General features: G+C 68.8%; 17 protein-coding genes. 7 read left to right on the forward strand and 10 right to left on the reverse strand.

The window, feature by feature from the left end; all coding sequences use genetic code 11:
• Positions 1-74: 74 nt before the first annotated feature.
• On the forward strand, positions 75-401 hold the full coding sequence (locus tag ABZ345_RS13450) for an oxidoreductase (protein ID WP_359846867.1): 327 nt from the start codon (positions 75-77) through the stop codon (positions 399-401).
• Here ABZ345_RS13450 and ABZ345_RS13455 read toward each other — a convergent pair.
• Entirely contained in the window at positions 398-862 is a 465-nt protein-coding gene (locus tag ABZ345_RS13455) for an OsmC family protein (RefSeq protein WP_359846870.1), read from the reverse strand. The two genes, ABZ345_RS13450 and ABZ345_RS13455, sit on opposite strands and share 4 nt — an antisense overlap.
• Before the next feature lie 370 nt (positions 863-1,232).
• Positions 1,233-2,705, reverse strand: coding sequence for a leucyl aminopeptidase (locus ABZ345_RS13460; RefSeq protein ID WP_359846873.1), 1,473 nt, complete (start codon positions 2,703-2,705; stop codon positions 1,233-1,235).
• A gap of 202 nt (positions 2,706-2,907) precedes the next feature.
• Here ABZ345_RS13460 and ABZ345_RS13465 point away from each other — a divergent pair, with 202 nt between their 5' ends.
• The gene (locus tag ABZ345_RS13465) at positions 2,908-4,143 is read left to right on the forward strand and encodes an amino acid permease (protein WP_359846876.1); all 1,236 of its coding nucleotides are present in this window, start codon (positions 2,908-2,910) and stop codon (positions 4,141-4,143) included.
• Here ABZ345_RS13465 and ABZ345_RS13470 read toward each other — a convergent pair.
• Entirely contained in the window at positions 4,073-4,351 is a 279-nt protein-coding gene (locus ABZ345_RS13470; RefSeq protein ID WP_359846879.1) for a hypothetical protein, read from the reverse strand. The two genes, ABZ345_RS13465 and ABZ345_RS13470, sit on opposite strands and share 71 nt — an antisense overlap.
• Positions 4,352-4,455: 104 nt before the next feature.
• Here ABZ345_RS13470 and ABZ345_RS13475 point away from each other — a divergent pair, with 104 nt between their 5' ends.
• Entirely contained in the window at positions 4,456-5,547 is a 1,092-nt protein-coding gene (locus tag ABZ345_RS13475) for a branched-chain amino acid aminotransferase (RefSeq protein ID WP_359846882.1), read from the forward strand.
• A 10-nt stretch (positions 5,548-5,557) separates the two neighbouring features.
• Here ABZ345_RS13475 and cobS read toward each other — a convergent pair whose 3' ends face one another.
• From cobS to cobU, 3 genes are read right to left on the reverse strand one after another with little or no spacing between them, the layout of a single operon-like run.
• Positions 5,558-6,259: an adenosylcobinamide-GDP ribazoletransferase gene (gene cobS, locus ABZ345_RS13480; RefSeq protein WP_359846885.1), complete on the reverse strand. Its 702-nt coding sequence runs from the start codon at positions 6,257-6,259 to the stop codon at positions 5,558-5,560.
• On the reverse strand, positions 6,256-7,386 hold the full coding sequence (gene cobT, locus ABZ345_RS13485) for a nicotinate-nucleotide--dimethylbenzimidazole phosphoribosyltransferase (RefSeq protein WP_359846887.1): 1,131 nt from the start codon (positions 7,384-7,386) through the stop codon (positions 6,256-6,258). The genes cobS and cobT overlap by 4 nt, the downstream gene beginning before the upstream one ends.
• Positions 7,387-7,396: 10 nt before the next feature.
• Positions 7,397-7,936, reverse strand: a complete 540-nt coding sequence (gene cobU / locus ABZ345_RS13490) for a bifunctional adenosylcobinamide kinase/adenosylcobinamide-phosphate guanylyltransferase (protein ID WP_359846890.1) — start codon at positions 7,934-7,936, stop codon at positions 7,397-7,399.
• Between the two features lie 17 nt (positions 7,937-7,953).
• Between cobU and ABZ345_RS13495 the strand changes: the two genes are divergently transcribed.
• Positions 7,954-8,154, forward strand: a complete 201-nt coding sequence (locus ABZ345_RS13495; protein WP_359846893.1) for a hypothetical protein — start codon at positions 7,954-7,956, stop codon at positions 8,152-8,154.
• On the opposite strand, the gene ABZ345_RS13500 is transcribed toward ABZ345_RS13495, so the two are convergent.
• The 3 genes from ABZ345_RS13500 to ABZ345_RS13510 are packed head-to-tail and all read right to left on the reverse strand — an operon-like array spanning position 8,151 to position 10,442.
• A complete protein-coding gene (locus tag ABZ345_RS13500; RefSeq protein WP_359846896.1) occupies positions 8,151-9,137 on the reverse strand; it encodes an aldo/keto reductase family protein in 987 nt (328 codons plus the stop codon). The genes ABZ345_RS13495 and ABZ345_RS13500 overlap by 4 nt on opposite strands.
• Positions 9,138-9,170: 33 nt before the next feature.
• On the reverse strand, positions 9,171-9,803 hold the full coding sequence (locus ABZ345_RS13505; RefSeq protein ID WP_359846899.1) for a methyltransferase domain-containing protein: 633 nt from the start codon (positions 9,801-9,803) through the stop codon (positions 9,171-9,173).
• Positions 9,804-10,442 carry a DUF3043 domain-containing protein gene (locus ABZ345_RS13510; protein WP_359846902.1) on the reverse strand — a complete coding sequence of 213 codons (639 nt, stop codon included), beginning with the start codon at positions 10,440-10,442 and terminating at the stop codon, positions 9,804-9,806.
• A 42-nt stretch (positions 10,443-10,484) separates the two neighbouring features.
• On the opposite strand from ABZ345_RS13510, the gene ABZ345_RS13515 reads away from it, so the two are divergent.
• The 3 genes from ABZ345_RS13515 to ABZ345_RS13525 all read left to right on the forward strand — a co-directional run bounded on the left by ABZ345_RS13515 (position 10,485) and on the right by ABZ345_RS13525 (position 12,493).
• On the forward strand, positions 10,485-11,546 hold the full coding sequence (locus ABZ345_RS13515) for a glycerate kinase (protein WP_359846905.1): 1,062 nt from the start codon (positions 10,485-10,487) through the stop codon (positions 11,544-11,546).
• A 46-nt stretch (positions 11,547-11,592) separates the two neighbouring features.
• The gene (locus ABZ345_RS13520) at positions 11,593-11,940 is read left to right on the forward strand and encodes a hypothetical protein (RefSeq protein WP_359846908.1); all 348 of its coding nucleotides are present in this window, start codon (positions 11,593-11,595) and stop codon (positions 11,938-11,940) included.
• 184 nt (positions 11,941-12,124) lie between these two features.
• Positions 12,125-12,493 carry an iron-sulfur cluster assembly accessory protein gene (locus tag ABZ345_RS13525; RefSeq protein WP_359846911.1) on the forward strand — a complete coding sequence of 123 codons (369 nt, stop codon included), beginning with the start codon at positions 12,125-12,127 and terminating at the stop codon, positions 12,491-12,493.
• 93 nt (positions 12,494-12,586) lie between these two features.
• Here the strand turns inward: ABZ345_RS13525 and ABZ345_RS13530 are convergent, their stop codons facing one another.
• Positions 12,587-12,760, reverse strand: a complete 174-nt coding sequence (locus ABZ345_RS13530; RefSeq protein WP_359846914.1) for a hypothetical protein — start codon at positions 12,758-12,760, stop codon at positions 12,587-12,589.
• Positions 12,761-12,852: the final 92 nt, after the last annotated feature.

The following is a 12,852-nucleotide window of genomic DNA, read 5'->3' on the forward strand; positions in this document are numbered from 1 at the left end:
CCTGTTCTGATCATTCACCTACTCATAACACCCTCACCTGGCACCATGGTGGAGGGAATCGCTGGAGGTGCTCGATGGGGCTGTTCGATCGTTTTCGCAGGAAGTCACGCCCTGGCGTGCTGCGAACCGCCTCCAACCAGGACACGAGCCACCTGGCGCAGTGGGCGGAGAGCCGCCACGGCGTCGAGGCTTACGTGGAACCGAAGACCACGGTGACCGAAACCACTGTGGTCCTGGTCGCTCACGACGGCGAGTGGACCCGCCGCCGCGTCGCGTCCCCGGACGCCGCCCGCACCTTCGCCCGCAAGCTCGGCATGCCGATCTACGACGCCGGCATCGTCGGCTACCCGAAGCGCATGCGCGACTACACCGCGCGCAAAAAAGCATCGGGCGATCTCTAAGCCTTCACGATCGGTTCGTGGCGAACGGGGAAATTGACGCTCGCCGCGATGAAGCACATCGAATGCGCCTTCTCGTGCAACGCCTGCGCCGTCTCGCGAGTGGCGGGATCGGCCACCGTCACCACGGGATTGAGGATCACCTCGGTGAACCGCCCCGATCCGTCCGGGTGCTCGGCCATCGTCCCGGTCGCGTGATCGCTGTAGTCGGTGACCACCACGCCGTTGACCGACGCGAGGTGCAGGTACCAGAGCATGTGGCACTGCGACAGCGACGCGACGAGCAGCTCCTCGGGGTTGTACCTGCTCCGGTCACCCAGGAACGACGGATCCGACGACCCGAGGATCGTCTGCTTGCCCTCGGCCAGAACCTCGTGCGCGCGCTCATAGGACTTGTACCCGGAAGTCCCGCTCCCGGTGTTCCCGGTCCAGACGACGTCAACCTCGTACCGATGCGTCCCCATGTGGAAATACTCCTCTCACCGGGCCCGCCGACCTAGCCCCGTGAGACACGCGTCTCCGTTCAGCCGCCACCCGACCGCGTCACCTCCCGCGCCGCCCACGCCGCCCCTCAACCGATATATCAGTTCAGCCCACCCCCGCCGACCTGCCCCTTAGCAATGACTCTTTGGACGACGCCCGCAAAAGACTCATTGCAAAGGCCTGGGCAGCGCACAGATCGCCGACCGCGAACGGCTGTCGTCGGCGTGCGGCGAAGCGTCCTGCTTGGACGGTGCTAAGAGGAACGGGGCGGGGTGCGAAGCGGACAGTCCACCCTGGACGGCGAACGGGCGGAGTCCCCGAAGGAACTCCGCCCGTGTCGAAGAAGCGAACTCAGCCGTTGGCGGCGATGTCCGCCAGCACGGCCGCGATGGTCCGCACCGGAACGCCGGTGCCGCCCTTCGAGGTGTACCCGTACGCGCCACCCGTGTGGTACGCCGGGCCCGCGATGTCGATGTGCGCCCACTGCACGCCCTCGGCCACGAACTCGCGCAGGAACAGGCCCGCCGCGAGCATGCCGCCCCACCGGTGCCCGGTGACGTTCGCGAGGTCCGCCAGGCGCGAGTCGAGGTCCGCGCGCAGCTCCTCGGGCAGCGGCATCGGCCACGCCGACTCGCCGACCGCCGTGCCGATGGCCGCCACGCGGTCGCGGAACTCGTCGGAGCCCATGACACCCGAGGTCCGCTTGCCCAGGGCCACGACCTGCGCGCCGGTCAGGGTCGCGGTCTCGATCAGGTAGTCGGGGCCGTCCTCGCACGCGCGCACGATGGCGTCGGACAGGATCAGGCGGCCCTCGGCGTCGGTGTTGAGCACCTCGACGGTCTTGCCGCCGTACATGGTCAGCACGTCGCCGGGGCGGTAGGCGTCACCGGACGGCATGTTCTCCGCCATCGGGATCGACGCGATGATCTCCAGCGGGTACTTGAGCTTCGCGGCCAGCACCATGGTGGCGACGATCGCGGCGGCACCCGACATGTCCGAGGTCATCTCGTCCATGCCCGCGGCCGGCTTGATCGAGATGCCGCCGGTGTCGAACGTGATGCCCTTGCCGACGAGCGCGACCTTCTTGGTGGCCTTGGCGCCCTTGTAGGAGATGCGCACGAGACGCGGCTGGCGCGACGAACCGCCGCCGACGCCCAGGATGCCGCCGAAGCCCTGCTTCTTCAGCGCCTTCTCGTCGAGCACCTCGACGTCGAGACCGGCGGCCGTCGCCAGCTTCGAGGCGCGGTCGGCGAACGAGCCGGGGTAGAGGTCGTTCGGCGGCGTGTTGATGAAGTCGCGCGCGATGGCGACGGCCTCGGAGATCGCGACGGCGGCCTTGAGCGCGGCCTTGTTCTCCTTGGTACCGGCGGCGTGCAGGTCGACCTTCACGACCGCGCCCTCGCCCTTGTCGGACTTGTACTCGGTGAACGAGTAGGCGCCCAGCAGCGTGCCCTCGGCAGCGGCACCAACGTGCAGCGACGCCAGGGTGTTGACGGCGCGCTTCTTGCCGGCCAGCGCGCGGGCGGCGACACCGGACGCGCGGCGCACCTGCTCCTCACCGGCCGTCTTGCCGAGACCGACGGCCAGCACGAGCGGGGCGGCGATCTTGCCGAACGTCGGCACCTTCACGAGCTCGTCGGCCTTGCCGGACGCGCGCAGGGTGCCCAGCACCTCGAGCAGCGCGCCGTCGAACGCGGCGTTGACAGCATCGGCACCGGGGGCGAGCTCCAGACCGTCCGCACCCTGCAGGGTGCCCACGACGACTGCGTCCGCGGCGGTGGTGCTCAGGTCACCTTCGGTGAGGGCCAGCTTCGGGGCTGTCACGTGCTGCTCCAGGGTTGTGCGTGGTAGGGGTGCTCGGAATCGTGACCTATGCTAAAGGTCCGACTGTCCACTAATGCCGTGCCCCGCCACGTTCGGCCGCAATCAGTGACGTTGACAGTTGCTGACGGTGGCGATTCGCCCATTTCGCGCATCAGTCGACCGGGTGGTTACGACCGGATGCCACATCTGCGAATGTGTACCGGTGACCCACAAGCCTCGCGAGATCGTTGCCACGGTCGCGCTCGGTCTCCCCGCGGTGCTCGGAGCGGGGGTCTTCGCCGGATTCGCCCCAGCCGCAAGCCTTGCGGGCTGGTGGGTGCTCCCCGCACTCGCCCTCTCCGCGTTCGCCGCGCTGTGCTCGGCCTTCTCGACAGCCGACCAGTCCCGCGCCTACCCGGACGTCGGCGGCGGCTACGGATATGTGCGCGCGCAGCTCGGCGTGTGGCCCGCACGGATGACGGCGAGCGCTCACCTGCTCGGCCGCTGTGCCACGGCGGCGGCGGTGGCGTTGATGTTCGGCGCGTACGTGGTGCCGGACCAGCCGGTGATCGGTGCGCTCGCTCTCGTCGCGGGCACGGCGCTGCTCGGCGTGGTGGGGTTCCGCTTCAGCGCGGGTGTCAGCGCGCTCGTGTCCGTGGTGGTCCTCGGTGTGCTCGCGCTCGTGGTGGCTTCGAGCTTCTCGATCGAACCGGTGCCGTCGGCGGGAGAGACGGGCACGGTCAACGAGCTCGTCGGCGTCGTGGGCCTGATGTTCATGGCGTTCGCGGGTTTCGAACGCATCACCGCGCCCCATCGCGGCGAGCGGCCGCACTCGCCGTCCGTGCTGAAGTTCGCGATTCCGATCCTGATCGGACTGTCGTTTGTGGTCTATCTCGCCGTGGGTGCCGGTGTGCTGCGTCAGCTCGGTAGCGCGCGCCTCGCGTTGTCACCGGCGCCGCTGCGAGACGCACTCACCGCGGCAGACGCGTCCGCCTTGGTGCCGTTGGTGCAGATCGCGGCAGCGGTCGCCGGTGTGGCCGCAATGCACTTCGTTCTCTCGTCCGCACACCGCACGCTGACGGGGCTCGTCGAGGACGGCGACCTTCCGACGCGCCTCAAGCCCGGTGCGCTCTCGCTCGTCGTTGTTGTCGCCGTCGCTCTCGCGGTGGTCCTCATGCCGATCGCGACCGCGCTGGGCGTGGCGGCGTGCGCGACGTTGTTCTACTACGCCTTCACGAACGCGTCGGCTCGAGTGCTGCTGCAGAACGACCGCACGTGGCCGATGCGCACGGCGTGCCTCGGACTCGGGCTCTCGGTGCTGCTCGCGATGAGCATGCCGATCCCCGCGCTGCTCATCTCCCTCGCGGGACTGGGCGCGGGGACGGGCCTCATCGGTTCGACAGCAGTACTGAGAGGAAAACGAGCAGCGTCACGCCAACGCACACCGCAAGCCCTGTGATGCGGCCGTTGGTCGGCTCGCTGCCCTTGCTGATCGAGTAGTAGGCGAACAGGAAGCCCGCGGCGAAGATCACCGCGACCACGATGCCCGCCACCCCGCCGAGCACCCAGCCGTCCATCACGGTCATGCCGGTGCCCACGACGAGCAGCGCGGCCTGCAGCACGGTGCGCACGTCGGCACCCGTCGAAGATCGTTCCCCCTTGGTCATGGCCGGAGACTCTAACGACTCTCACCACAAGCGTGACTTAGTAGGACGTCCGAGTTTTGAGAAGACGATTTTCCGTATCCCGACCAGCGGGTTACCGTGCTCTCATGACGAGCGAGTTGCCTTTCACCCGGACTCCCCACCCGCACCCGGCGACCCCGGAGCGCGTAGCGGAGGTACTTGCCAAGCCGGGCTTCGGGCAGCACTTCACCGACCACATGGTGACGATCCGCTGGAACCGGGAGAAGGGCTGGCACGACGCCGAAGTCGGCCCCTACAGCTCTCTCTCGCTCGACCCCGCGGCAATGGTGCTGCACTACGGCCAAGCGATCTTCGAAGGGCTCAAGGCCTACCGCCAGCCCGACGGTTCGATCGCGTCCTTCCGCCCTGAGGCCAACGCCGAACGCTTCCGCGCCTCGGCCCGCCGCATGGCGATGCCCGAACTTTCCGACGAGCTCTTCCTCGAGTCGGTGCGGCAGATCCTCGCGGTCGACGACCGCTGGGTGCCCGCGGCCGAGGAGGAGTCCCTCTACCTGCGGCCGTTCATGATCTCCACGGAGAAGGGCCTCGGCGTGCGACCCGCGTCCGAGTACCTGTTCGTGCTGATCGCCTCTCCCGCCGGCTCCTACTTCGCGGGCGGTGTCCGCCCGGTGAGCGTGTGGCTCTCGACCGAGTACGTGCGCGCGGCCCCCGGTGGCACCGGCGCGGCCAAGTTCGCCGGCAACTACGCCGCTTCCCTCGTGGCCCAGGCACAAGCCGCCGAAAAGGGCTGCGACCAGGTCGTCTGGCTCGACGCGGTGGAACGCCGCTGGGTCGAGGAGATGGGCGGCATGAACCTGTTCTTCGTCTTCGGCGACAAGGTCGTCACCCCGGAGCTGACCGGCACGCTGCTGCCCGGCATCACCCGCAGCTCGCTGCTGCAGCTGGCCTCCGACCTCGGCCTGTCCGTGGAGGAGCGCCGCATCTCCACCGACGAGTGGGAGAAGGCCAACGCCTCCGGTGAGCTCACCGAGGTCTTCGCCTGTGGCACGGCCGCGGTCATCACGCCGGTCGGTCACGTCAAGCACGCCGGCGGCGAGTTCGACGTCGCCGACGGCGGCACCGGCTCGGTGACGATGAAGCTGCGCGAGCGCCTGACCGGCCTCCAGCACGGCCACGTCGCCGACGCCCACGGCTGGATGACGGTTCTCCACTCCTAGGCCTGCACTCTTAAGCGATCACCAGCACGGCCAGAAGCGCGATTTCGGCGGCAGCACCGAGCACATCACCGGTGATGCCGCCGAAACGCTTTCCGGTGTGCTTCACCAGCCCCCACACGAGCGCGCCAGCGACGACGACGGCGACGACCGCGCGCCATCCGAGCGGAACCGCCGCAGCCGCAAGCACCACCCACGTGCCGACGACCAGCATTGGATGCTGTGTACCGGCTACAAGTGCGCCTAGTCCCTCAGACCGTGCGGCGGGCACATTCCGCATACAGCAGACACCGAACGCGGCCCGGCTCGTCGCGAACGCGAGCACGACGACGCCCCAGTGAGCCTGGGGGAGTGCGGCGGCCTGCGCCCCGAGCACGACGATCAGCGTGACGACGCCGAACGGCCCGGCGCCGCCGTCCTTCATGACCTTCAGAGCACGCTCCGGCGGCCCGTAACATCCCAGACCGTCTGCAGTATCCGCAAGACCGTCCAAGTGCATACCGCGTGTCGACAGCGCGACGACGCCGACGACCAAGAACCCGGCTACCAGCGGCGATATATCGCATACAGCCAACAACTCGAGCACGCCGACGACGAACGCGCCGAGCAGAACGCCGACAATCGGCGTGTATGCAATGGCCCGCCCTGCCGCTTTGCGATCGACGTTGTCGACGCGTAGCGGCAGGACCGTCAGCCAGGAAAACGCGAGCTTCACCCAGTCGAAGTTTCTTCGTTCGTGGTTTCTTGGGCGGGGTCTTGCTGGGCCGTGTCTTCTGGGGCCGTGTCTTCTCGGGTCGTGTCTTCGCGGTTCGTGACGCCGGCGCTCTCGAACGTCGCCATCTCCGCGAGCACCTTCACGGCCGCGATCAGCAACGGCAGCGCCGCCACCGCACCGGAGCCCTCGCCGAGCCGCATCTCGAACTCCAGCAGCGGCTTCAGGTTGAGGTGCCCGAGGGCGATCGCGTGCGCGGGCTCGGCCGACTGGTGCCCGGCCACCCACCACTCGCGCGCACCCGGCGCCAGCTCCTCGGCGACGACAGCGGCCGCCCCGACGACGACGCCGTCGAGCACGACAGGCGTCCGCCGGACAGCGGCCTGCGCCAGGAACCCGGCCATCGCGGCGAGGTCGGCGCCACCGGCGGTCGCGAGCAACGCGATCGGGTCGCTGATCACCAGGCGGGCCCGGCGCAGCGCGTCCCGGATCGCCGCCGTCTTGCGCATCCACGCCTGGTCGTCGATGCCGGTGCCGCGGCCGACGACCGCGACCGGCTCCGACCCGGTCAGCGACGCGATCAGCACGGCGGCCGGAGTCGTGTTGCCGATGCCCATGTCGCCCGCGACGAGCACGTCGGCGCCCGCGTCGACCTCCTCGTCGGCGATGGCGCGCCCGGCCGCGATCGCCTGCTCGCACTGCTCGCGGGTGAGCGCGTCCTCGCGGTCGATCGACCCGGACGAGCGCCGCACCTTGTGCGCGCTGACGGCAGCCGGGGTGTCCGAGTCGACGGCCATGTCGACCACGCGCACAGTGGCGCCCGCGACCTGCGCGAGCACGTTCACCGCGGCGCCGCCGGTCAGGAAGTTCGCGACCATCTGGCCGGTCACCTCGCTCGGGAACGCCGACACGCCCTGCGCGGTGACGCCGTGGTCGCCCGCGAAGACGACGACGCGAGGCCGCACGAACGGCTTCGGTGGCACGACGCCCTGGCACGCCGCGATCCAGTTGCCCAGCTCCTCGAGCCTGCCGAGCGAGCCGACCGGCTTGGTCAGCACCGCGTGCCGGGCCTCGGCCTCGCGCAGAACGGTCTCGTCCGGCGGTTCAACCGGCGGGAACTCGGTGCTCACCTGGGCGCTCCTATCGCAGTTTCAGGGGGATGCCGGCGACGAGCAGCAGCACCTCGTCGCACACCTCGGCGACGCGCGCGTTGAGCGCACCGAGGTGATCGCGGAAGAGTCTGCCTGAGCGCGTCGACGGGATGACGCCGAGGCCGACCTCCGCCGTCACGAGCACGAGTCGTGCCCGGCACGTGGCGACCGAGCGCACGAGTTCGTCGACGTCGCGTTCGACTGAATCCGTGCCGTTGCCCTCCCACGCGTCGGCGTCGTCCAGCACGCCGACCAGCCACGTCGAGAGGTCGTCGACCAGGATCGGAGGGTCGTCGTACTGCGTGGCGGTGAGCAGCGCGGGCAGGTCGGGCGGCGCGGACGCCTCGACCGTGTGCCAGGTGGACGGACGCCGGGCGACGTGCGACGCGATGCGCGCGTCCCAGTCCGGGTCGTCGGGGTAGCGGCGAGCGGTTGCGACGTAAGTCACGGCCGCGTCGGTGAGCAGGCCTTCCGCGTGCGCTGACTTGCCTGAACGCGCTCCGCCGAGCACGAGAGTGCGAGATGACAAGGGTTAGCCTTCGTCCCATGGAGTTCCGCTGGCGTTACCAGGATGCACAGGGACGCGACGTCGCGGGCCCGGATGTGACTTTCACCGAGCAGACCGAGGCCGAGGACTGGTTCAGCGCGCAGTGGCGTGACCTGCTCGACGCCGGGGTCGAACAGGTCACGCTGCTGCGCTCGGAGTCCGAGGTGTACGGCCCGATGAGCCTGCACCCCGTCAACTAGCCCTGGGCGGTGAGCCTCGGGTCGTCGGTGATGACGCCCTCGAGGACGTTGTCGATCTGCTTGAGCACGTCGTCGTCGAGCTCGACGTCGATCGCCTTGACGTTCTCGAAGACCTGCTCCGGACGCGAGGCGCCGATGATCGCGGACGCGACGTTCGGGTTCTCGAGCACCCACGCGACGGCGAGCTGCGCCATCGTGACGCCGGCTTCCTCGGCGATCGGCTTGAGCTGCTGCACGGCGTTGAGCACGTCGTCCCGCATCCACCGCGAGATCATCTGCGAACCGCGCGCGTCGGCGAGGCGCGAGCCCTCCGGCACCTCGGCACCCGGCAGGTACTTGCCGGTCAGAATGCCCTGCGCGACAGGGGAGAAGACGATCTGGCTGAGGCCCTCGCGCTCGCACGCGGGGATGACCTGCGGCTCGATGACGCGCCACAGCATCGAGTACTGCGGCTGGTGCGACACGAACGGCACCTGCAGCTCACGAGCCAGCGCGGCACCGCGGGTGATCTGCTCGGCGGTCCACTCGGAGACACCGACGTAGAGGACCTTGCCCTGGCGGACGAGGTCGGCGAACGCCAGCATCGTCTCTTCCAGCGGAACGCTGTGGTCGTACCGGTGGGCCTGGTACAGGTCGACGTAGTCGGTCTGCAGGCGCTTGAGCGACGCGTTGGCCGACTCCATGATGTGCTTGCGACCCAGGCCGCGGTCGTTGGCGCCGCCGGGACCGGTCGGCCAGTAGACCTTGGTCAGGATCTCCAGCGACTCGCGCCGCTCAGCCTTGAGCGCCCGGCCGAGCACCGACTCCGCGGCCGTGTTCGCGTAGACGTCGGCGGTGTCGAAGGTCGTGATCCCCGACTCGAGGGCCGCCTTCACGCAAGCGTGGGCCTGCTCCTCCTCGACCTGGGAACCGTGCGTGAGCCAGTTGCCGTACGAGATCTCACTGATGGACAGGCCGCTGCGGCCGAGTCGACGGAACTTCATACATCGGAGCTTAAACCGAAATCGTTCGTACTGCTAATGAACTTCGGGTGCGTGCCAGACCAGCGAATATCGCCAGAACAGGTGCCTGCGGATGCGCGCTCCGGGCACGATCTCCGCCGCCACCGCGTGGATCTCCGGCAACGTCGGAGCGGTCATCACCACCGGCATCTCGGTGTCGTGCGGCGTGCCACCGGTGCCGTTGAGGGCCTTCGCCACACCGACGAGCGCGTTCGCCGGCAACGTCACCAGCTCCATCGCCCGGTCCGCGTTCGTCGACATCATGTAGAGCCCGATGACGATCAGCGTTCCGCCCGGCTTGGTCAGCTCGGCGAGCCTGGTAAGACCCTCTCGCAACGGCAAGTGGTGCAGGCTCGCCTCGGCCGTGACGACGTCGTAGCGCCCCAGGTCATGGGTGAGCACGTCGCCGTGGATCCACTTGATCCTGTCGCTGGTCGCGCTCGCCCGTTCGATCATGCGCTCGCTGGCGTCGATCGCAGTGACCTGGTCGGCGTTGATGGACCGCGCGAGGTCACCGAGCCCGCAGCCGACGTCCAGCGCTGATCCGACCCGGGACGGCAACTGCCGGAGCAGCCAGCGGCGGTACCACTCGTTGTGGTTCCACCGCGGCTTCTCCGGCAGCTGAAGCCTGCGTCGCTTCTCGCGCAACTACTTGATGGCCTCGCCGGGCTTCACCCGCGGCTTGGGCACGCGAAGCCTGCGCAGCTGGCTCGCGCGGATGAACGAGTACCAGCCGATCGAGAGGCCCTTGATCGGCTCGGTCGGGAACTTCGCCCGGACCTTCTTCGTGACGAGCCGTCCGAGGACGAGACCCTCGATGACCATCGCGAGCAGCATGAACGTCGTCGCCAGCGTCGCGTACCGCTGCACGGCGAGCGACGGCGTCAGCAGCGCCACGAACACCAGGACCGCGAGCGGCATGAACAGGCCCATGAGGTTGCGGCGCGAGTCGACGAGGTCGCGGATGTATGCCTTCACCGGACCGCGGTCGCGCGGCAGCAGGTACTTGTCGTCGCCCGCCATCATGCGCTGACGACGCTCGGTGGCCGCGGCACGGCGCTCTTCCTTGCTCACCTTGTTGCCGCGCATGCGCTTGAACGCCTCGCGCTGCGTGCGGGGAGGCGGCGGAACCGGGCCACTGCGCCGACCCTGAGCCTCACGCCTCTTGGGCGTGGCCTTGCCCTTGGCCGCCGTACGCCCCTTTTCAACGGGGTCGGCGAACTCGGCGCCGGACTCGGGCGTCTCGGCGGTGGCGGTGTCGTCGGCATTGCGGCGCAGGAACCTCACAGCACCAGGGTAGGGCAGTGGTTTTTCTGTACCTTTCGCGAGGTGCGCGTACTCATCGCTCCGGACTGCTTCGGCGGCACCCTGACCGCCCGCGAGGCCGCCGACGCCATCGCCACCGGCTGGCGCGAGGCCAAACCCGACGACGCCATCACCGAACGCCCTCTCGCCGACGGAGGCCCCGGTTTCGTAGACGTCCTGCATGCGGCGATGTCGGCAGCTGGCGTGGCCGCCGATATCCGATATATCAGCGTCACGGGCCCGCTCGGCACCCCGGTCGAAGCCCGCTGGCTCAGCGTGCACACCGGCGGTCGACGCGTTGCATACATCGAGTCCGCGGAGGCATGCGGCCTTCACCTCATCCAGGCGGAACTCCGCCCGGAAGCCTGCGAGACGGCAACGACGCGAGGCGTCGGCGAACTCATCGCGGCAGCTGCGGATGACAACGATGTCATCACGGTGGGACTCGGCGGCTCCGGCACGACCGACGGCGGCGCCGGCATGCTCGCCGCGCTGTCCGACGCTCTGTCCAACTCCGGCGTCGACCTGACCGATATATCGCTGGTCGCCGCGTCCGACGTCGAGAACCCGCTCCTCGGCCCGCACGGCGCGGCCCACACGTTCGGTCCCCAGAAGGGCGCCTCCCCGGAGGCCGTCGAACGCCTGGAAGCCAAGCTCGCCGCGATGGACGTCCTCAAACCCGTATCCGATATACCGGGCGCCGGAGCAGCAGGCGGCCTGGGCGCCGCACTCCTCTCACTGGGCGCGACGATGAAGTCCGGCGCCGGTCTGGTCCGCGAGCTCACCGGCCTCGACGCCGCCCTCGACAACGCCGACGTCGTCGTCACCGGCGAAGGCAGCTTCGACTGGCAGTCACTGCGCGGCAAGCTCATCACCGCCGTCGCCGGCGGCGCCGCCGAGCGCGGCATCCCGTGCATCGCCATCGCCGGCCAGGTGACCGTCGGTCGCCGCGAGATGGGCGCCGCGGGCGTCCAGGAGGCCTACTCGGTCTCCGACCACGTCGGCTCTGTGCAAAAGTCGATTGCGGACGCCGGCAAAAGTCTCATTGCAACGGCCCGGCACGTAGCCAGGCAGTGGTCGCGTTAGCTCGGGTTAGAGGATCTAGCTGCCGCATCAGCATTGGGGGAATCTGATGGAACGGAGTGCGCGCGTCGACGCGTGGCTGGAGGAAGTGTTCGGCGAGGAGAGCGCGGTGATGCTCAAGCCGGACCAGCTGGTGGCGCTGAACTTCGCCGCGCAACGGGGTGCGGTGCCGCCGGACGACGTGATGGAGATCTGGTTTCAGGCGATCTTCGGCGCGCGGATCACGGCGGCCCAGTCCGAGGCGAGCTTCATCGACGCCGCTCGGGCGAAGGGATGGCCGGACGGGAAGATCGGCGAGATGCTGATGGTCGAGCCGGAGCGGCTCGACGAACACCGCGACCAGCAGCGGCAACTCCACCTGAAGATTCATCCCGCGATCCGGCGGCACGCCGAGTGAACGAGCCGAGTGAGTGGGCACGGTGAGCGAGCTGATATATCGGCTGGCTTGAGGGTGGTCTACGTGACAGTGCCCACTTGGGGTGACATGGGGTGCCCTTGTGGGACCATGGAAGTGGAACAAAGCGGGGAACGCCCGTGTTGTTGAGGGGCGAACCGCCCGCAAAGGACCTCTTAGGAGAGCCATGACGACCGCTCAGGATGCCGCTTCGACCTCCGAGGCGCTGACCCACGGCGTGACGCTGACCGATGCGGCAGCCTCCAAGGCGAAGGCGCTGCTCGACCAGGAGGGCCGCGACGACATGCACCTGCGCATCGCCGTCCAGCCCGGCGGTTGTGCCGGCCTGCGCTACCAGCTGTTCTTCGACGAGCGCTCGCTCGACGGTGACGCGCTGGTCGACTTCAACGGCATGAAGGTCGCCGTTGACCGCATGAGCGCGCCGTACGTCGAAGGTGCCGTGATCGACTTCGTGGACACGATCGAGAAGCAGGGCTTCACGATCGACAACCCGAACGCCGGCGGGTCGTGCGCCTGCGGCGACTCGTTCCACTAAGGCGAACAAACGCGCGAGGCCGCGTTCCCGCACTGACGGGAACGCGGCCTCGCGCTGTGTACCGGGAACCTGACTGGGGATCAGCCCAGACGGTCAGACGCCATACTCGGCCAGGCCTTCGACCTGGTGGGTGCACCGCTCGTCGACCTGCCAGGGCGCAGCCGCGCGCGGGGCGGGAAGGGGGTGCTCGGGATGCGTCAGAGCGAAGGGGAGCTCCGCGCAGTCCTCGATCAGCTCACTCATCGTGGTCGCCTCAGGGATCGTCACGCCCCGACCGTATGTCTGCGGTCTGACCTGCGGTAGCCCTACCAAACGGTAGTCTTCACAGCTGCACTCGTCCGGGTGAGTTGTCACCTAGA

Source organism: Lentzea sp. NPDC005914 (assembly GCF_040629405.1).
GTDB lineage: Bacteria > Actinomycetota > Actinomycetes > Mycobacteriales > Pseudonocardiaceae > Lentzea.